General features: G+C 42.5%; 20 protein-coding genes and 1 pseudogene. 15 read left to right on the forward strand and 6 right to left on the reverse strand.

All coding sequences use genetic code 11. The annotated features are described in order from the left end of the window. Positions 1-197 precede the first annotated feature (197 nt). Positions 198-1598, reverse strand: coding sequence for a 3-isopropylmalate dehydratase large subunit (gene leuC / locus H6G40_RS12330; protein ID WP_123231287.1), 1401 nt, complete (start codon positions 1596-1598; stop codon positions 198-200). A gap of 278 nt (positions 1599-1876) precedes the next feature. Next, positions 1877-2011, reverse strand: a pseudogene (locus H6G40_RS23960) (MraY family glycosyltransferase); the annotation flags it as partial. Between the two features lie 378 nt (positions 2012-2389). Between H6G40_RS23960 and H6G40_RS12335 the strand changes: the two are divergent. The 3 genes from H6G40_RS12335 to H6G40_RS12345 all read left to right on the forward strand — a co-directional run bounded on the left by H6G40_RS12335 (position 2390) and on the right by H6G40_RS12345 (position 4608). Next, on the forward strand, positions 2390-3097 hold the full coding sequence (locus H6G40_RS12335; RefSeq protein WP_002738699.1) for a PIG-L deacetylase family protein: 708 nt from the start codon (positions 2390-2392) through the stop codon (positions 3095-3097). Between the two features lie 90 nt (positions 3098-3187). Continuing rightward, entirely contained in the window at positions 3188-3754 is a 567-nt protein-coding gene (locus tag H6G40_RS12340) for a sugar transferase (RefSeq protein WP_002738376.1), read from the forward strand. Between the two features lie 11 nt (positions 3755-3765). Continuing rightward, positions 3766-4608 carry a formyltransferase family protein gene (locus H6G40_RS12345; protein WP_002738426.1) on the forward strand — a complete coding sequence of 281 codons (843 nt, stop codon included), beginning with the start codon at positions 3766-3768 and terminating at the stop codon, positions 4606-4608. 61 nt (positions 4609-4669) lie between these two features. On the opposite strand, the gene H6G40_RS23710 is transcribed toward H6G40_RS12345, so the two are convergent. Both H6G40_RS23710 and H6G40_RS12350 read right to left on the reverse strand, forming a co-directional pair. Continuing rightward, positions 4670-4804, reverse strand: a complete 135-nt coding sequence (locus tag H6G40_RS23710) for a hypothetical protein (RefSeq protein ID WP_255527470.1) — start codon at positions 4802-4804, stop codon at positions 4670-4672. 63 nt (positions 4805-4867) lie between these two features. After that, the gene (locus H6G40_RS12350; RefSeq protein ID WP_002738338.1) at positions 4868-7165 is read right to left on the reverse strand and encodes a RelA/SpoT family protein; all 2298 of its coding nucleotides are present in this window, start codon (positions 7163-7165) and stop codon (positions 4868-4870) included. Positions 7166-7390: 225 nt separating this feature from the next. Here H6G40_RS12350 and patD point away from each other — a divergent pair, with 225 nt between their 5' ends. The 7 genes from patD (at position 7391) to H6G40_RS12385 (ending at position 13893) form a co-directional block, all read left to right on the forward strand. Further along, the gene (patD, locus tag H6G40_RS12355; RefSeq protein ID WP_002739345.1) at positions 7391-7747 is read left to right on the forward strand and encodes a heterocyst frequency control protein PatD; all 357 of its coding nucleotides are present in this window, start codon (positions 7391-7393) and stop codon (positions 7745-7747) included. 355 nt (positions 7748-8102) lie between these two features. Continuing rightward, a complete protein-coding gene (locus H6G40_RS12360; protein WP_123230951.1) occupies positions 8103-9728 on the forward strand; it encodes a dipeptide ABC transporter ATP-binding protein in 1626 nt (541 codons plus the stop codon). Positions 9729-9783: 55 nt separating this feature from the next. Continuing rightward, entirely contained in the window at positions 9784-10029 is a 246-nt protein-coding gene (locus H6G40_RS12365; RefSeq protein ID WP_002738900.1) for a hypothetical protein, read from the forward strand. After that, positions 10023-12158, forward strand: a complete 2136-nt coding sequence (locus H6G40_RS12370; RefSeq protein ID WP_069474305.1) for a glycosyltransferase — start codon at positions 10023-10025, stop codon at positions 12156-12158. Before H6G40_RS12365 ends, H6G40_RS12370 begins: the two co-directional genes overlap by 7 nt. 231 nt (positions 12159-12389) lie before the next feature. Next, complete coding sequence (locus tag H6G40_RS12375; protein ID WP_002738372.1) at positions 12390-13355, forward strand: M48 family metallopeptidase; 966 nt, start codon at positions 12390-12392, stop codon at positions 13353-13355. Then, a complete protein-coding gene (locus H6G40_RS12380) occupies positions 13348-13545 on the forward strand; it encodes a hypothetical protein (protein WP_069474306.1) in 198 nt (65 codons plus the stop codon). Before H6G40_RS12375 ends, H6G40_RS12380 begins: the two co-directional genes overlap by 8 nt. An 81-nt stretch (positions 13546-13626) precedes the next feature. Further along, positions 13627-13893, forward strand: coding sequence for a DUF6761 family protein (locus H6G40_RS12385; RefSeq protein WP_002739044.1), 267 nt, complete (start codon positions 13627-13629; stop codon positions 13891-13893). A 145-nt stretch (positions 13894-14038) separates the two neighbouring features. On the opposite strand, the gene dacB is transcribed toward H6G40_RS12385, so the two are convergent. Continuing rightward, entirely contained in the window at positions 14039-14929 is an 891-nt protein-coding gene (gene dacB, locus H6G40_RS12390) for a D-alanyl-D-alanine carboxypeptidase/D-alanyl-D-alanine endopeptidase (protein ID WP_036397194.1), read from the reverse strand. Between the two features lie 280 nt (positions 14930-15209). Between dacB and H6G40_RS12395 the strand changes: the two genes are divergently transcribed. Next, positions 15210-16160 carry an ABC transporter ATP-binding protein gene (locus tag H6G40_RS12395; protein ID WP_042791021.1) on the forward strand — a complete coding sequence of 317 codons (951 nt, stop codon included), beginning with the start codon at positions 15210-15212 and terminating at the stop codon, positions 16158-16160. Between the two features lie 48 nt (positions 16161-16208). On the opposite strand, the gene H6G40_RS12400 is transcribed toward H6G40_RS12395, so the two are convergent. Next, a complete protein-coding gene (locus H6G40_RS12400) occupies positions 16209-16841 on the reverse strand; it encodes a Uma2 family endonuclease (RefSeq protein WP_002738342.1) in 633 nt (210 codons plus the stop codon). A gap of 220 nt (positions 16842-17061) precedes the next feature. Here H6G40_RS12400 and H6G40_RS12405 point away from each other — a divergent pair, with 220 nt between their 5' ends. The 4 genes from H6G40_RS12405 to H6G40_RS12420 all read left to right on the forward strand — a co-directional run bounded on the left by H6G40_RS12405 (position 17062) and on the right by H6G40_RS12420 (position 20139). Further along, on the forward strand, positions 17062-18255 hold the full coding sequence (locus H6G40_RS12405) for a lipase family protein (RefSeq protein ID WP_069474307.1): 1194 nt from the start codon (positions 17062-17064) through the stop codon (positions 18253-18255). A gap of 42 nt (positions 18256-18297) precedes the next feature. Then, positions 18298-19068: an HAD family hydrolase gene (locus H6G40_RS12410; RefSeq protein WP_069474308.1), complete on the forward strand. Its 771-nt coding sequence runs from the start codon at positions 18298-18300 to the stop codon at positions 19066-19068. A gap of 134 nt (positions 19069-19202) precedes the next feature. Further along, on the forward strand, positions 19203-19790 hold the full coding sequence (locus H6G40_RS12415; protein ID WP_042791022.1) for a Panacea domain-containing protein: 588 nt from the start codon (positions 19203-19205) through the stop codon (positions 19788-19790). Beyond that, positions 19762-20139, forward strand: a complete 378-nt coding sequence (locus H6G40_RS12420) for a hypothetical protein (RefSeq protein WP_123230954.1) — start codon at positions 19762-19764, stop codon at positions 20137-20139. Before H6G40_RS12415 ends, H6G40_RS12420 begins: the two co-directional genes overlap by 29 nt. The last annotated feature ends 78 nt before the right edge of the window (positions 20140-20217 follow it).

The raw sequence follows: 20217 nt of genomic DNA on the forward strand, positions 1-20217 counted from the left end.
TATTGCAAAAAAAAAGTTTTTTTGACAAAAAGCACAAAGTATGATATGAACCCAAGGTATTTCTGGTTGCGAGTAATTATTGTAGAGAAGGGAGATGGGAGGGGGGTGTGGGGTGTGGGGTGTGGGGAGTTTTCTCAGTGAACTGATAACTGAATACTGACTCCTGACTCCTGCCTCCTATCTCACCATTGAGATAACTACTGTAATAACTCCCTGGGATCGGTGACTTCCCCTTTAATTGCTGCCGCTACCACCATCGCCGGACTCATCAACAAAGTACGACCGGAAGCGGAACCTTGACGACCTTTAAAATTACGATTGGAGGAGGAAGCGCTGATCTGATCTCCCTGCAATTTATCGGGATTCATGGCTAAACACATGGAACAGCCAGCCTCGCGCCATTCAAAGCCTGATGCTAGGAAAATTTGGTCTAATCCTTCCGCTTCCGCCTGTTTTTTGACTCTTTCGGAACCGGGGACGATAAAAGCTTTCACATGGGGGGCCACACGATGACCTTGGGCAAATTTGGCCGCTTCGCGCAGATCACTGATCCGGCCGTTAGTACAGCTACCGACGAAGCAGACATCGATTTTTGTGCCTTTAATCGGGGTGCCGGGGGTGAGTTTCATGTATTGATAGGCTTCCTCTGCGATCGCTCTTTCACTGGCTGGTAAACTTTCGGGAGTGGGAATGACTTCGTTAACCCCGATTCCTTGGCCCGGAGTAATCCCCCAAGTAACGGTGGGTTCGATTTCACCGGCATCGAAGACCACCACATCGTCATAAACCGCATCGGCATCGCTTTTAATGCTTTCCCACCAATTAACCGCACTTTCCCAGTCTTTAGGCGCAAAATCAAGACCTTTGAGGTAATCGTAGGTGATCTGATCGGGGTTGATATAACCACATCGGGCCCCACCTTCGATCGCCATGTTACAAATCGTCATCCTTTCTTCCATGGACATCTGTTCAATTGTACTACCAGCGTACTCGTAGGCATAACCAACACCGCCTTTAACGCCCAATTGACGGATAATATGAAGAATTACATCTTTAGCATAGACCCCGGGATTTAAATCGCCGTTTACCTCCACTCGACGCACTTTTAATTTCGATAGGGATAGGGTTTGGGTAGCAAGAACATCGCGTACTTGGGAAGTGCCGATGCCAAAAGCGATCGCACCAAAAGCGCCGTGGGTGGAGGTGTGGGAATCACCACAGGCGATCGTCATCCCGGGTTGGGTTAGTCCCTGTTCGGGAGCGATCACATGAACTATGCCCTGATTGCCGGAACCTATGCCGTAGAAAGGAATATGATTGGTTTGAACATTAGTTTCGATCGCTCGGATCATTTCCTCGGCCAAATCGTCAAGGAAAGGACGTGCTTGATTTTCGGTGGGGACGATGTGATCGACGGTAGCAATAGTCCGTCTGGGAAATAATACTTTTAAACCTCTTTCTCTTAGCATCGAAAAAGCTTGCGGACTGGTGACTTCATGCACTAGATGCAGTCCGATAAATAATTGTGTCTGTCCACTGGGAAGAATCTTAACCGTGTGTGCGTCCCAGACTTTATCGAATAATGTTCTTGCGCTCATTGACTTGGGAATGATAGTCATCTCCCTAATCATATCAGCTAACCCTGGCCGATAAATATTAATTTTTTCTTTTCTCTTGGTTAGGAGGGATAAGAGATAAATAGCTTTGTTTTTGCCAGATTAAAACCATCAGTGTTTGAGTGAAATAAAAGACTTTCGCTAATAACTATTTGAGTGATTACTTCTGCTCCTTACCCCCCGTTTCCTATAATCTTTCAAGAGGATTTAGTATAACATTCTCTAGGTTTGAATAACCCCTCAGTCCATAGCAAAAAAAATTATTCTTTTCTTGTCACTGATAAATTCTGCTCGCTAACTCTCTTGTTCAGATAAATTTCTCCGAGAACAATTAATCCTAGAATCAGAGGTAAACTCAGCCATGTTCCTAGGTTTCCTAAGTAGTTAACACTAATATAGTAATACTCAAAGATTCTACCAAATTAACTAACAAGAGAGGTCATGGAAGTCTTACCGATATTTCTCATTGTTTTTTGCTATCAGACAACTAATACAACTAGCCATGATGATTAATCATACTCTTTTTTAGGCAACAGCAAGAAATCGTGGAGTTCAAAAGCGGGTTTCATCAATTTCCGTCTTAATACTAGGCAAATTCAAAAAAACCTTGATTGGCAAGCGCCCTTTACTTTATAGGAGCGATTAGCCCTAACAATGGAGCAATAAAATACTTAGTCGGCTTTCTTGTCATTTAGATTTCCCGCAAATTTTACCATCAATAGTAAGATAAGAGGGAGTTTCTTGTCTTGACCTATAAGTTTCCCCAGAGAAGCATGACAGTTTTAATTATTGTAGCTCATCCCGACGATGAAGTCTTGGGCTGTGGTGGCACTGCCGCCGCTCTTGCCGCTCAGGGCGTTGCCGTGTACCCTTGTATCTTATCTGGTCAGGTGGATGCCCGCCGTCAGCGTCCCGATTTGCCCGATTTATTGGAAGATATTAAGGCATCTAAAACGATAATTGGTTTTAAAAGCGCAATTTTGGGTAATTTTCCGAATATACAATTTAATACGATTCCCCATCTAGAGCTAGTGCAGTTTATCGAGCAGGCCATCCAGCAAACTCAGGCAGATATTATCTTTACTCATCATCCTCACGATCTGAACAATGACCACCATCATACCTCGATCGCTTGTCAGGCAGCTGCCAGATTATTTCAGCGTCGCTCGGACTTACCCCCCTTACGGGGACTATACTTTATGGAGATTTTATCGGCGACGGATTGGTCTTTTCCCGTGCAAGGCAATAGCTTTTCTCCCGATACTTTCTTTGAAATCGGCGAAACTTGCTTGGAACAAAAAATCGAAGCCCTGCGTTCTTATCGAGGAGTGATGAGAGATTTTCCTCACCCTCGTAGCCCTGAAATCCTGACGGGTTTAGCTGCCTACCGAGGTGGACAAGCGGGAATGAAGTATGCCGAAGCCTTTCAAACTGCTTTTCAGGCTTTGACAATTGGGGGGATTAGAGGTTATACCAAGTAAAAAGTTAAAAGTAACAAAGGGAAAACTTGATCGTGTCTGGGTTTTCGCTGTTCTTTCTCTAGCTTAAATTGTGAAAGTTGGTGTTGATCTATGTATAGTTCTTACGGAAAACGTCTTTTAGATATTGTCTTAGCGGCGATCGCATTATTAATTCTATCTCCGCTCATGTTATTAACCGCCCTAGCCATTTATCTAGAGGATGGTGCTTCGCCGCTGTTTCGACAACAGCGCGTCGGCCAAGAGGGAAAATTGTTTGAACTGCTGAAGTTTCGGAGTATGGGGGTTAATGCAGCCCAAGTTCCTTCGGCGCAGGCTAATTCTTTAACGATTACTCGTATTGGCCAATTTATTCGTCGGACTAATATAGATGAACTGCCCCAGTTAATTAATATTTTACGAGGGGATATGAGTATAGTTGGCCCCCGCCCTGCCCTACCTTCTCAAACAGACCTGTGCAGCTTACGAGAGCGAAACGGCTCCACTGGTTGTAAACCGGGGTTAACGGGATTAGCACAAGTCAATTCCTACGATAATATGCCTGATTTAGAAAAGGGAGAATGGGATGGTAAGTATGCCAGTAAGATCTCCTTTTGGGGAGATGTAACTATCATTTTTAGAACCTTTGGTTATCTAACTAAAAAACCTCCAGTTTATTAAGGTCAGTTTTTATGAAATTTGCTTTTGTTACCTGTGTACAATTGGGTCTTGCTTGTATGGAAACCATCTACGAACAAGGTGGCAAACTAGACTTAGTGATTACTCTCAAAGATAACCTCGCTCAAGATAAATCAGGGCGGATTTATGTGGATTCTTTCTGTCAGCAGCGAGGTATAGAAGTTGTAAAAATTCGTAGTGTCAACGCTCCAGAAGTTATTCAATCCCTGCAAGAGAGAGAAATCGATTGGCTGTTCATCATTGGTTGGTCTCAAATCGCTAAACCACCAGTTCTTCAGGCAGTAAAAAGGGGTGTACTAGGAATGCACCCGACACTGCTGCCCGTAGGCCGCGGTCGCGCTTCTATTCCTTGGGCGATTATCAAAGGATTACCTGAAACAGGAGTGACTTTATTTCAATTAGATGAAGGGGTGGATACAGGCCCGATTTTAGCCCAGGAAAAATTAGCGATCGCTGCTGATGAAACAGCAACGACTCTTTATCAACGGGTGGCGATCGCTCACCAGCAGTTGATCGGTCGCATCTGGCCAGAACTAATTAGCGATCGCTTACAACCAAGACCACAAGATGACTCTCAAGCGACTGAATGGCCTGGAAGGACTCCCGAAGATGGGCAAATTTACCCGACGATGACCGTCACCGAGGTGGACCGTCTGGTGCGTGCCACCACCCATCCCTATCCGGGGGCATTCTGGAAAGAACAAGACCAAATGATCAGAATCTGGCGTGGTGCGATCGGGAAATCCGCACAACCGCAACCCCCTAACAGCCGGCGCTTGTATCTAAGCGATGGTGTTTTTGATGCTATAGACTATGAGAGCCTGAGTTCGACATAAATAACACCCCTAATTCTGCCCTGGGCTAAAACGTTGTTTAATCAGGGCAACCACCAGAAAACTAATCAGAAAACTGATGACTGAGAGTGGGGATAATAACATAGGGATTTTTGCGCTCAGATTCATTATCGATCCTACGCTGTTCGGTGACAAAAAGTGCAGATATTGCCCTCGTGGTTTTAGTCAGTGTCAGCATCGCACTTCAACAGCTAAGGCGCTCTGAAGTTTGGGGGATATTAGCAGAAATTTTAGGTTTAACTTACTCTCGATCGCTTTTTACCTGACTGATGCGACGAACGTTTAAAACATCGCTCATCAGCTTAATTTGAGTAACACAGCGTTCAAATTGTTGCAGGTCTTTTACTTCAATTTTCAGGGAAATTAAAGCGGGTTTACCGAAATTAGTCTTAACTCCGGCATTGCGAACGTTAATATTTTGGTCACTTAAACGAGAGAGAATATCTTTTAAAACCCCGACGCGATCAATCACTTCAATCTGAATATTTACCGGATAAGTTTGATAACGTCCCTGGTCATCTATAGGGTTCCAACTAACAGGAATTAAGCGTTCAGCTTCGGCTTTTTCCACATTCGAGCAGCCCTGACGGTGAATAACAATACCTTCCCCCGCATGGGCAACTATACCAGTAATATTTTCTCCGGGTAAAGGACAACAACAACCAGCCAAACGATAGACTAATCCCTCCACACCGGCGATCGGTGATTTACTGACGGGTAAAGCCCTTTGAACGGGAGAAGGTGGTAGAATCAATTGGGAATCAGTTAGGACATCGGGCGGATTTTTGACCGTTAAAATTTCCTGTTGATTTTTAACTGTTTCTTGCAGACGATTAACCACATTTTTTAGGGTAACTTCGCCGTAACCCAAAGCCGCCAATAAATCCTCTACTGCCACATAATTGCACTGTTTAGCCACCGATTGCATTCGTTCCGATTTCAGCAGGGCATCGAAGCCAGTTTTACCTAATTCTTTCTCTAATAAATCACGACCTCGGCTAATATTTTCTTCTCGTCGTGATTTTTTGTACCATTGCCGGATGCGATTTCTGGCGCTAGGAGTAACGACAAAATTTAACCAATCTAAACTAGGGTGACTATTTTTGCTGGTGAGAATTTCCACCAGATCACCATTTTGCAAGGGAGCATCAAGAACTGACCATTTACCATTAATTCTTGCCCCTTTCATCTGATTACCTACTTCGCTATGAATATGATAGGCAAAATCTACCGGTGTCGCGCCTTGGGCTAGGGCCACCACATCACCTTTGGGGGTGAAAACATAGATATCTTCTTCAAAGAAATTATTTTTTAGGCCATCCATGTATTCTTGGCCATCTTTAAGGTCTTTTTGCCAGTCGAGCAGATTACGCAGCCAAGCGAATTTTTCATCCTCGGCGGTTAAAGTTGTCTGACTAGAACCAGTTTCTTTATACTTCCAATGGGCTGCAATACCGTATTCAGCAACATGGTGCATTTCTAGGGTGCGAATCTGCACTTCTAGGGGACGGGCATTTAAACCAACAACGGTGGTATGGAGGGATTGATAACGGTTAGCTTTTGGTAAACCGATATAGTCTTTAAAACGGTTGGGAATCGGAGTAAATTGGTCGTGAACTACGGCTAAACAACGATAACATTCCTCTTTAGTTTCGACGATAATGCGGACGGCTGCGATATCATAAATCTGCTCGAATTCTTTACCCTGATTGTGCATTTTATGATAGATGCCGTAGAGATGTTTGGGGCGACCCTGTAAATCAAGAACTTTTATGCCAATTTCTTGCAATTTTTCCCGCAATGTGTTAACAACTGTTTCGATGCGGGACTCTCGATCAATACGTTTTTCCGATACCAATAACTGCACGGTGCGATAAGCATCGGGTTCGAGGTATTTAAAGCATAAATCCTCTAATTCCCATTTAAATCGCCCAATCCCTAAACGGTTAGCCAGAGGAGCAAAGATTTCTCTAGTTTCGAGGGCGATGCGTTGCTGCTGTTGCGGGTTGAGGTGTTCGAGGGTTTGCATATTGTGCAGGCGATCGGCTAATTTGACCACGATGACGCGGATATCTTGAGCCATCGCCAGGAACATTCGGCGAAAATTCTCCGCTTGCCGTTCAGTTTTGCTAGAAAAGTTGAATTTGGAGAGTTTTGTCACCGCTTCCACCAAATTACGCACCTCAACACCGAATCTAGCCTCGATTTCTTCGGGGGTGACTTCCGTATCTTCCACCACATCGTGAAGGAATCCCGCCGCGATCATTGCCCCATCACCCCCCAGATCCCGCAGTAATCCCGCTACAGCTATGGGATGGGCGATATAGGGTTCCCCGGATTTGCGATACTGGCCCTCGTGGAGTTTGTAGGCGAAATTAAAGGCCCGACAGATTAAATCGCTATCGGGATTCTGGGGGTCGTTTTCGTAGGTAATTAGGCATTCTTGCAGCCAATCGGGTAAAACTAACGCTTTTTTCGGTTCCGTGGCTCGGGGAAGGGCGGTGAGGGTTTCTGGTTGGGTGGCAGTGATGGCGTTCATGGTTGGATCGGGGGGATAATAGGGGTGGTGGAGACGGATAACTAGAAAATTATTAGGCCGAAGGGATGCCAGATTACTTAACTCTCTAACACTGGCATCGGATCGATCGGCGAAAAGGATGCGATTCTTTTAAGTTTTTGTCTCTGGTTGAGAGGAGAGAGGACTTGCAACCGTGACGGCAAATCGTTAATCTTATGTAACAAATTCTAACGCGCTTTGTATTGGATGCTACCGACAAATTACCATCAAGCCTACAAATCTTTGTTAAGAAAACTGGAGGATTTCAGTCTTGCCCTTCTGGATGGGGATGCTTCCACGGGGTTACAATCTTTTCAAGCTTTACAAACCTGTCTAGAAGGGGAGATATTGTCACTAAATGATGACAATTTCAGCCCCGAGGTGGCTAATCGTTGGCGCACAGTCCAGACGGAACTATATCGATCGTGGCGATTGCTGGAGACGGATTGGTTATTTTTGGCCTCGGCCCGGCAAGGACGGGAGAAACGTTTACAGATAATTAGCGAGCGAGTGGCGACTTTAAAGGGGTATTGTCGGCTTTTGTTAGGGGCAGTTGTCGATTAGTGATTAAATGCTCGATCGCCGTTTGTGTGGCATACTTGACCCTAAGTAGGTAGGCGTTAAAAATTATCAGATGCCCCCCTTATCAAGGGGGATCCCCCCGCCTATCGGCACCCCCCTTATCAAGGGGGGCAGGGGGGATCGGCACCCCCCTTATCAAGGGGGATCCCCCGCCTATCGGCACCCCCCTTATCAAGGGGGGCAGGGGGGATCGGCACCCCCCTTATCAAGGGGGATCCCCCCGCCTATCGGCACCCCCCTTATCAAGGGGGGCAGGGGGGATCAGAGGCAAAATCTATCTTCGATTTAATTATAACTACTTACTTAAGTCCTAACTTTTATCGTTACCGATCGCCTCATGTTGGAAATTAAAAACCTAAAAATTGCCTACCCGACCGAATTAAGTTCTCCCTCCTGGGCGATCGATGGGGTATCTTTGAGTATAGGCAAAGGGGAAACTCTGGGATTAGTGGGTGAATCTGGTTGTGGAAAATCGACCATCGGTAAGGCTATTTTAAGGTTATTACCCAATCGCACTCACGTGGAAGGTGAGATTACCTTTGAAGGGCGATCGCTTTTATCTTTGTCTAGCAAACAGTTGGAAAAGTTTCGCGGGGAAGCGGTGGGATTAGTCTTTCAAGATCCGATGACGCGACTGGATCCGCTGATGACTATTGGCGATCATTGTGTGGAAACTTTGCAAGCTCATCGACGAAATTTAACCTATCGTCAAGCTAAAAGTCAAGCTTGTACTGTCCTAGAAAAAGTAAAAATTCCCGCTAATCGTTGGTCCCAATATCCTCACGAATTTAGCGGAGGAATGCGGCAAAGAGTGGCCATTGCTTTAGCTTTATTATTAAACCCTAAGTTAATTATTGCCGATGAACCCACCACCAGTTTAGATGTGACGGTTTCGGCGGAAATTCTGCGGGAATTAAAGCGTTTATGTAGCGAGGAACAGATGGGATTATTGTTAATTTCCCATGATTTAGCGCTGGTGGGAGAATATTGCGATCGATTAGCGGTGATGAAGGGGGGCAAAATTGTCGAATCGGGAGCGGTAAAAACAGTTTTTAATACACCTGAACACCCCTACACCCGTTCTCTTTTAGCCGCCGCTTTACACCTACAGTTACGCGAGGAAAAATCAACAGCAATTAAAGGCAAAGAAACGGTGTTAAAGGTGGATAATTTAAAACAGTATTATACCCTAGAAGGTAACTTTTTAGATGGTTTTTTCAAAAAAGAAAAGAAATTTATTAAAGCGGTGGATGAAGTCAATTTTGAACTGTATCGAGGGGAAATATTCGGTTTAGTTGGGGAGTCGGGGTGTGGGAAAAGTACCCTATCGCGAACCCTATTACAGTTAATTAAACCCACCGGGGGAAAAGTGGAATTTTTAGGAGAAGATTTAACCCCTTTATCGGGGGAAAAAATGCGTCCCAAACGACGCTTAATACAGATGATTTTTCAGGATCCCCTCGCTTGTCTCAATCCTCTAATGACGGTGGGAGAAAGTATCGCCGATCCGCTTTTTATCCATCAAAAAGTTAATCTAGAAACGGCTAAAAAACAGGTTTTAGAAATGTTAGATCGAGTCGGTTTAACACCGGTAGAGGAATTTTATCGACGCTATCCTAGAGAGTTATCGGGGGGACAACAGCAAAGGGTAGCCATTGCTCGCGCTTTAATTACTCGTCCAGAATTAGTTATTTGTGATGAACCGGTTAGTATGCTCGATGCTAGTGTTCAGACACAGGTTTTAGAGTTAATGTTAGAGTTACAAAAGTTATTTAATCTAACTTATTTATTTATAACTCATGATCTTTGGTTAGCGAGATTCCTCTGCGATCGAATTGCGGTGATGACTGCGGGTAAAATAGTTGAAATGGGTGACACTGAACAGATTTTTAGCCATCCCCAACACCCCTACACCCAAAAATTAATCGCCGCAGCCCCGAGAATTTATCCCGACAGCAACTAAAATCGCTCTAGGGGTTTATAATTGTTATTGTCTAGATATGGTTAGGAAAGACAAAATGGCCAGACAACTTCAGATAACTCTCCCTGAAGATACCATGCAACTTCTCGATCGATGGTTGGCGAGTAGTGATTATCCTGAAAAAGAATATAATAATTTAATTAATGAAGCGATTAAATTATATATTATGGAACCACAGAGAAACTACCTCAAGCAACAATTAAAGGAAGGAGCTATTGTTAGAGCAGAAAGAGATTTAAATTTAGCACAAGATTGGTTTTCTCCAGAGGAGTATTTATGGTAATAATGATTATTTTCAAAGTTAAAAAACTGCTGAAAAAATTTGTCTTTAGTCTCCAGGAGGAAGGATGGAAACCAGCACTGAAAAAGACGAAACGAAAAATTATCAAAATTCTCACAGGAAAGAGTTCCTCTGAATTTGAAGAACAGGTGATCGAAAGTGCTAAACTAGCTGAACCCCGACCCCTAGAAATTGCCAGTAGTGATGATCCTTTAGTCTCGATTATTATTCCTGCTTATAACCAATTTGCCTACACCTTTAACTGTTTGGAATCCTTGAGTGTTAACTTAAGTTCTGATTTAGCTTATGAAATAATCATTGTTAATGATGCTTCCACTGATGACACCTTAGAACAATTAGCCACTTTAGTTAAAGGAATTAAAGTATTAACTAATGCAGAGAACTCTGGTTTTATTCGTTCCTGTAATTATGGAGCTAGTCAAGCAAAAGGTCAATACCTATATTTTCTCAATAACGACACTCGTATTCTGGAAAATTGTCTAGAAAGTTTATTAAAATTAATTGTCAATAATCCCCAAGTTGGTGCGGTGGGTTCTAAGTTAATTTATGCTAATAGTAAACAACAAGAAGCGGGGGGAATTATCTGGAATTCTGCCGATGGTTGGAATTATGGACGCTTAGATAGTCCCGATGAACCAGAATATAATTATGTGCGTCCCGTGGACTATTGTTCGGGGGCCAGTTTATTAGTTCCTACGGAATTATTTAAGCAATTAGGTGGTTTTTCTCAAGACTTTATCCCCGCATATTATGAAGATACAGACTTATGTTTTGCCATCCGAGAATTGGGTTATCAAGTCCTCTATCAACCCCAATCTAACGTTATTCACTACGAAGGAATCACCTCGGGAACAGACCTTTCCAGTGGGATCAAACAATATCAAGTTATTAATCAAACTAAGTTTCGAGAAAAATGGTCAAAGGTATTAACTAAACACCTAGATAACGATGCTAATAATGTACCGAAAGCTGCCCGACGTTTACAAGGAAAACCGACAATTTTAGTCATTGACTCCTACGTTCCACTATACGATCGAGAATCCGGCTGTGTGCGTTTATTAAATATTCTTAAGCTACTGCTCAATTTAGGCTATTCAGTGATTTTCTTTCCCGATAATGGCTATCCTGAACAACCCTATACTTCCGTCCTACAACAGCTGGGAATTGAGGTTATTTATGGCACAGCGCAAAGATATAATCTAGAAGAAAAATTAATCAAATATTTACCTCTGATCGATGGAGTTTGGTTGTGTCGTCCCGAATTGTGCGATAAGTATATGGACTTAATTCGCTTAAAAACAAAAGTGCCAATTATTTATGATACAATTGACCTGCATTTTCTGCGTTTAAAACGGCAAAAAGACTATCTCGATCCCAATTATCAAAATACTAGCTGGAGTTGGGAAACCTATCAGAAATTAGAGTTAAACTATGCTAATCAAGCGGAAGCAACCGTGGTAGTAACGGAAGACGAAAAGCAGGTTTTATCCTCTTTAGGAGTGAAAAATGTTTGGGTAATCCCCAATATCCATGAAGAAATTTCCCTGTCAGAAAAAGTTGCTTTTGACCAGCGATCGGGTTTAGTATTTATTGGTAGCTACAATCACCCTCCTAATATTGATGCAGTTAAGTGGTTATGTTTAGAAATTATGCCCTTAGTTTGGGCATCCCGTCCCGATATTACCGTTAATTTATTGGGAAGTAACCTCAAGGATGAAGTAAAAGAATTAGCCAGTGATCAAGTAGTTGTCACCGGTTATGTTCCCGAAGTAGAACCCTATTTTCAAAAGAGTCGTATTTTTGTTGCTCCCCTGCGATTTGGTGCGGGAATGAAGGGTAAAATAGGTCAAAGTCTTTCCCTAGGATTACCCACTATTACCACAAGAATTGGTGCCGAAGGTATGGGATTAATTGACCACCAGGATGTTTTAATTGCCGATACTGCCGAGGAATTTGCCCAAGCAGTGATCGAACTCTATGATAATAGGGAATTGTGGCAAAAACTCGCTGATAATTCCCTAGAAACTATTAAGAGATACCAACCCGCTACCGTGCAAACTAACCTACAAGCTTTGTTATCTAATCTAGGAATTATTGCTAAGGATAGTTAACAAGAAAAAAGCTCATTTCTCCCACAGGTCTATTCTATGTCACCAAAATCAACTCTAGAATCAGCAATTTTGCAGAGTTAAAAACCTATTGAGAAAGTCGGAGTTCTCTAGAAGTAGTTCCCGACTATAACCCCCTCACTTCTCTCGAAAAATTTGGCAAGAAAAACTCAAAAACTTGGCAATTAATACCCGTTTATTTCTGATTAACGACTCCTTTCTCCTTGAAAAAATATGCCAACTTATCCTGATATCTCCAGTCAAGCTTTTAAACATCCCCTAGATCAGCAAGCTGAACAGGCCTTAAGATCAGTTCCGGGGTTTGATTTATTAGCGAAAAGTTTTTCCGAATATCTCTATGAACGTCCCCAACAAATTTTATTAATGGGCAATGATTTAAAAGTTGGTCCTCGTCAATACGCCACTTTATACGGCATCTATCGCGAATGTCTGCGGGATTTGGATATGTTCCCAGAACCGAATCTTTATGTCAGTCAAAACCCTTTAGCCAATGCCTATTCTTTGGGTTCAGAACATCCCTATATAGTCTTTAATACTGCTCTTTTAGACCTCTTAGATGAAGAAGAAATTCGAGTAATTCTTGCCCACGAATTAGGTCATTTAAAATGCGATCATAGTATTTTAATTCAAATGTCTTTTTGGGTGATGGGGGCGGCTAATTTTCTTGGGGACATCACTTTAGGACTAGGAAAAGCCATTACTACTGGTCTAGTTTATGCCTTTTATGAATGGCGCAGAAAAGCCGAATTATCAGCAGACAGAGCGGCTTTATTAGTTACCGATGATTTAAATTTAGTCTTGAGAACTTTAATGAAATGTGCAGGAGGAAGCCAAAAATATCTGCATGAATGCAACTTAGAAGAATTTATTCGCCAAGGAGAAGCCTATCGACAATTAGACCAAGATAACTTAAACCAGATTTATAAATTTATCATTTATAATGGTGGGAATGGTTCCTTTTTAACTCATCCTTTTTCCGTGGAAAGAATCCAGTATCTACAGCAATGGTTTAACTCGGAATCCTATCGTCAAATTCGCCAGGGAAACTATGCCCAAATAGGGGTAAAAAGCTCAATTAATGTTGATGCTAATGATAGCGAAAGCGAAAGATTGCAGCGACAAATAGCAGAACTACAAGCACAAATTGAACGGGCAAAAAGACAAAGAAACCGTGAATAATCTATACGAAGGCAAAATGCAAAAGGCAAAAGGCAGCTTTGTTCTCCCCACACCCCAAACCCTACACCCCACACCCCACACCCTACACCCTACACCCCACACCCCACACCCCACACCCCACACCCCACACCCTTTACTGATCACTGAAAATTCCCTCGCCTGTGTTTTGCCGATTTGGTGGGTACAATAGAGATATCGGGGACCGAAGCAATTCTCCCTACGATGATCCATAAACACTTACCCCCACTCTCTTTTTTTTGTTCTACTGCCCATGCTCCAAGATACCCAATCCATTCGTTACTATCAAAGACTAACCGATGACATGGTGGATCTTTGGCACCGTGGCTCGCGTTTTGATGAGATCCGGCTATACGTTGAAGGCTATTTAGCCTGTTTACGCGATTCTAGTTCCATAGAACCCTATCTGATTCATCGTCTCGAAGAAGAAATATTTCGTTTTCTGCGAGATCCTTCTAATTTTGAATATCTCTCCCCCCAAACCCAAACCCAAACTGAAGCAGATTATGGCTATTATTAACCCCATCTCGGGTTAAGGGAATTTGGCCATCAGTTCCGCAAAAAAAATCGGATTGACTCGCGAGAATCGCCCCGGGATTAGACCTCTTGCATAGAGAAGAATTCAGGAGTTAGGAGTCGGGAGACAGGGGATTTTTAGCAGATGTCTACTGAGCTTGACAGGAACGAGATTCGGTCATCTGTAGAACAATAGTATCGATCGCTTTCACCAGAGCCTGTCCGGAAACCCGTTGATTATTAACGATAATGCTAAATAACATCGGTTCTTGGTTGGGGTTTTCTAGATAACCCGATAGGGCCCGCACACCGGTGAGAGTGCCAGTTTTAGCGTAAACTGTGCCAGTAGCGGCCGTCTGACGCATTCGGTTTCTCAGGGTGCCACTAATTCCCGCTACCGGTAAGGAAGCATAGAAAGTATCGCGATTAGGAGAATAATACATCACCCGCAAAATTTCCACGATCGAGCGGGGAGTAGCATTATTACGGCGGGATAATCCCGAACCATCAGCTAAACGAAAACCACTGGGATCGATGCCCAATTGTGCCAAGATGGCAGTAACACTTTTAGAACCGCCGATAAAGCGAAAAAGAGTGTCAGCGTAGAAATTATTACTTCTCTGATTAGTGATATTCACCCAATCGCGCAGGGATTTTTTTTGAATTGTCGTTTCCGGGTTCATCGCTTGTAAAGCGGCAGCCGTGGTAAATAACTTTGTATTAGAAGCAGGGATAAAATAGCGATCGGCGTTATGACTATAAATAACCGTTTGGCGATCGATAGATTCGATTAATATACCCCACTGATTGGGAGCTTGACTGATAATTTTATCGATATTTGCCCCAATCAATTGAGTACAGGTATTATTATTGGTGTTATTGTTTTCTGGCGGGGGAACGTATAATTCGATGGATTCGTTCGACGAGGAAGGAGCGGGATAAACAGACAGATTAACTTGAGCGATGCCAGGGTAGGCCAAGGCGATAGTGGCTACACTGGCCACTGTCAGGGAATTGAGGCAATTGAGGAGTTGTTTCATGCTGTGTTTGTGTAAGAGTCTGGTTTCCATAAGCGTTCGCACTATTGTACCAGTTGCCGCTCAAGTGTCAACGTTACCTGTCTAACAGATTTTAGCGGCTAATGCACACCAATGCCAGAGAAGAAAGCTGGCAATAGCCCAGAACTGCACTGATACCGCTTCTCAACACCAGTTGGAATTTTTCTGGGTTCCAAAACTGGGCTATTTTGATACCGTTGACATTACTGCTGACAATTTGGGGATAATAAAGGCAAAGTGTCGGAGAGATGATTCCAAAACAATGACGAATACCAGCCGTCAAACTGTGCTAGAGACGTTAAACTTACAAAAAACTTATCGGACGGGATTCTGGTTAAATAAGAAAATCGAATCCTTGAAAAACTGTACTTTAATTGTCCATGAGGGCGAAACCTTTGGATTATTAGGCCCGAACGGGGCCGGCAAAACCACGCTCTTAAAAACCCTTTTGGGGATTGTCCGACCCACTTCCGGACGGGCCTTGATTCTCGGTCAACCAATTGGCGATCGCTCAGTCAGGCAACGCATCGGCTATCTTCCTGAAAATGCCTACTACTACGACTATCTCACCGGCTGGGAATTCCTGCAATTAATCGCCAGCATTTTTCAAATTCCCTCTTCTGTGCAGAAAAAACGCATTCCTGAATTATTGGATTTAGTGGGATTAGACCGCAAAACTGCCCAGAAAAAGCAATTGCGTCAGTATTCTAAGGGAATGATGCAACGGATTGGTATAGCTCAAGCATTAATCAATGATCCAGAATTAGTCTTTCTCGATGAACCGATGTCGGGACTGGACCCTATCGGTCGCTATCAGGTGCGAGAAATTATTCAATCCCTCAAACAACAGGGGAAAACCATCTTTTTTAACTCTCATATTCTCTCCGATGTGGAACAAATTTGCGATCGCATTGCCCTGTTGGCCCGGGGAGAATTACTCTGTGTCGGTTCCCTCGACCAAATTCTCGGTCGTGCTGATGTCTATCAGGTGATTGTTCAAGGTGGTGGGGAGGAGCAACTACAGCAATGGCTCCTCGGTTTGCATTGGCGCGATAATTGTTGGCACGGACAACTACAGGGAGAACCCGATGCTTTTCTGGCTGCCCTGTCTAGTATGGATGTTCGCTTGATCAGTCTTAATTTAGCTCGTGCTTCCCTGGAAGAATTTTTTATCGACCAATTACGTCAGCGCGGTATTACCTCTAGTCAATAGGCACTCTCAGAGCAAATCCGTTTTTAATAGTAGCCAAGAAACATCCTCTCAGATTTGGTCGGGATTAATGCCCAATTCCCGCAGTTTATTGGCTAATCTTTCCGCTCGTTGTTTTTCCTCGTTATAGCTGGTGAAAGCTTGTCCATCGGGATAAAAAAGCAACATTTCTGGTTCCCCCAACTGAAACCGAATACCTAAACGGGGACTAACCCAATTATCGAGAGTTTCCAGAATTTCTAGCTGATTTTCCCCTCTTATCCAACCACTGGCATCGTTTTTATGGGGATCATAAAGATAATACTCCTCGACCCCATAACGCTGATAAAATAGCTGTTTTTTGGCCATTTCCGTGAGGGTGTTACCCGGAGAGAGGATTTCAAAAACCACCTGGGGACTAATGTTATTTTCTAGCCATTGTCGATAGGAACCTCTTTCCCCTTTTGGTCTTCCAAAAACCACCATGATATCCGGCGCTTGACGCAGTTTATTATCATTTTCCACGGGATACCAAAGTAAATCCCCCGCAACAAAGACATCAGACTGCTCGCGAAATAGCCAGTCTAAATTAGTTTTAATTGTTGTGATCCAACGAAATTGCTGGGTATTATCGGCCATAGGTTGACTATCGCTATCGGGGTAGATAATTTCAGTGACGTTAGTTTTATCTAGTTGTGAAACCATAAGACTAAGTTAAAAGGGAAAAATATAATTCTATAATAGCGGGCATTTGTATTATATGGCAATTCCTAGGCTGGGTTAGCAAGGCCTAAGCGACCATCTCTTGACAAATCGCATTAATTAATTATATATTACTATATCTCGCTCCATCCTGATATTTTTCTGAAGCTAGAAGGGTATATTAAGAGAGATTCCGATCACCGCTTATTGAGATAAATCTATTATGCTGATTTACTTTATTCATGGAGTGGCCACAAGAGACGCTAGTTATGCCAATAAATTAATTAAACTAATTGAAGAAGAATGTAAACGCAAAAATCAGATTATTCCCTACTGTTATGCAGGATTTTGGGGAAATGTTCTCAAAGGAACCGAAAAATTATGGCGAGATATAGACCAAGAATTACAGACACAAAAACAGAAAAATAGTAATTTTAACCCCGAGCAATCCTTTCGCTATCAAAATTTTAGAAAAGAGTATTTATCTTATTTTATCGGTGACGCATTTAGCTATTTAGGCAGCGATCGAGGAAACCAAATTCGCCGCATTATTGCCGACCAATTAATCGATCTTGTTCAAGCTTATCCCCAGGAAACCGAATTACATATAGTCGCCCATTCTTTGGGTACTGTAATCCTTTGGGATCTGTTATTTTCTGAGCGTTTTGATCCTAAAGATTCCGCTCATGAAATTCGTGATCTTATCGGTAAAGAACGGGGCAAAGTTTCCCTATCTAGTGTAACAACAATGGGTTCACCGATCCCATTTTTAAATTTAACTTTAGGCATTGATACCAATCAAATTGAAAAATTTATTAGCCAGCATCAAGGCCAGCGTTTGCGCTGGAATAATCTGATCAATTCCTCCGATATTATTGCTTATCCAATTCGTCCTCTTTTTGATTCTATAAACGATGTATCCAAGATTTTGATAAGCGATTATTATCTAGAAGCGACCAGCAATATTTTTGATTCTGTAGAAATTGCTGCCGTTGTCTTAAATTCCCTTAATGCTCATACCTATTACCTAGCATCAGATAAAGTGGCTAAAAATATCGTAGAGACAATTTATTTTAATCAGCAGGATTATAATCATGGTAATAGTTACAGTCATAACACTTGTGTTGCTCTTGCCATAGAAAGAATAGCCAAAATATCTGGGGTGACTAAAGATGTGGTAAAAATGAAACCTTTAAAAGAAAAAATATTACTAGAAGGTAAATTCAAAGATGCCAGTGGTTATATTTATTTAAGCTCAGATTTATATCGTGTGCATCATGTTTATATACAGGACAATCATCAAAATATTGTATATGCTGTATATGTGGGTTGGATTCATGTAGAGGGACTGAAAAATTCTGTCACCGAAATCATCAGACAGCTATGTTATGTCAACGATGAAGCAAAGAATAGCTAATAGCTGCGCTATACTGCCATTATTGAGATTAAACCAGCATTTATGAATCAATCCCCCCGTATTCTAGCACTCGATTTTGATGGTGTTCTTTGTGATGGCATGATCGAGTATTTTCAGATTAGCAAACGCACCTATGAAACCCTTTGGCCGGAAATAATTCCCGAGGATTTTTTCCCGAGGTTTTCGCAACTTCGTCCCGTTATCGAAACCGGTTGGGAAATGCCTTTACTGTTGCGATCGCTCGTTCTCGATATTCCCGACGAGGAAGCTTTAAATAATTGGCCGTTAATTCGACAAAATCTGCTAGAAAGGGATAAAATAGCGAAAAAAGTTCTCTCAAATGCTCTCGATGGTCTTAGGGATCAATGGATTGAGTCGGATCTAGAGTCTTGGTTAACTTTACACCGATTTTATCAACCCGCGATCGATCGCCTGGACTCTCTTTTAGACTCGGATTTTTTGGTTTATATTATCACTACAAAAGAAAGTCGTTTTGTCAAGCAATTGTTACAAAAAGTAGCAATTAATTTTCCTGCAGCGAGATTAATTGGCAAGGAAATTAAACAGCCGAAATACCTGACTATTCAGCAAATACTGGCTGATTTACCGGAATCTCCCGCTAATTTGTGGTTTGTCGAGGATCGTCTCGATGCGTTGGAGTTAGTGGAGCAACAAGCAGATTTAAACGACGTGGGCTTATATTTAGCCGATTGGGGATATAATACGGCTCAAATGCGCCAAAAAGTTGCTCAAGATACCCGTATTAAGCTTTTATCCCTATCTCAATTTGCGGCAGACTTCACCCACTGGTAAAGTCAGTAACGACAAATATTAAAACTTCGTCCATTACCCGATGAGCATTGTTAAGCTTTCTTTATACATTTGTACTAATTGTCAATTTCTTCTACAATGGTCATAGGTCGATATTCCAAAAATTTTGTGGAGCTATGATTGACTGCCTGACTGTGGCTCGCTACTTTATTATCAGAGCTTACGAGGATGGTATAGACGCTGAAATGACTAATATGAAAGTCCAAAAGCTTTTATATTATGCACAGAGCTTGCATTTGGCCCTATACGATGAACCATTGTTTAAGGAGGAAATTCAAGCATGGCGTTACGGTCCGGTTTGTCCTGCTGCTTATAAGTTCTACAGTGATTTTGAGGCTAAACAATTACCAATTCCTCGCCAAGAATCCTTGTCTGGGCTGCCATCGGAGAAAAAAGAACTTTTAGCAGAAATTTGGCAATATTTCGGTAACTACCACGCCTATAGGTTGAGTGATATGACTCACGCAGAATTTCCCTGGAAAAAGGCTCGTAAAGGTCTGCCACCAGAAGAAAGTTCCACAGAGCCAATTCTCCTTGATGATATGAAAGCATTAGGTTATCAAAAGCTTGATTTGATAGAACAGGAACATCCGGCCTACAAAGCAGCCATGTCTGAAGTTTTGAAGGAAGCATTGGCGACGGAATCTTCTCATCCTATTGGGAAAGGAGAAGTGCATGACTGGCTCAATTCCCTTCTCGATTGAATCTTCTGACAACTTCGAGCGCTCTTTCAAAAAACTGGCAAAAGTTCACAAAAATAGCTTTGTTGAACTTATTACCAAAACTTTAGAGGATTTAATCGATGACCAATATCCCCATAACTCCCGCCAGGAACCTCTACCGGGGAAAATTCGGTTGCCGGAAGGCTGGACTTTTCACAAGCTCGATATCCGGGTTTCAAAAGGTGCTGCGGGGCAAATTAGATTAATGTATTTGGTGAGCGCGACTACCTACACAATTAAACTGGTTTGGATTTACAGCCATGAGCAGTTTGTCAAACGTCCTGCTGATGCCGATTTAAAAGCTATTATCCGAGATATTCTGGATTTTTAGGCAGAAATCTACTTCTTGGTGGGTTAGGACGCATATGACACAGATAACCAGTAACTGATTCTGCTATAATAAAAAGCG

This window comes from Microcystis viridis FACHB-1342 (assembly GCF_014698335.1).
GTDB lineage: Bacteria > Cyanobacteriota > Cyanobacteriia > Cyanobacteriales > Microcystaceae > Microcystis > Microcystis ichthyoblabe_A.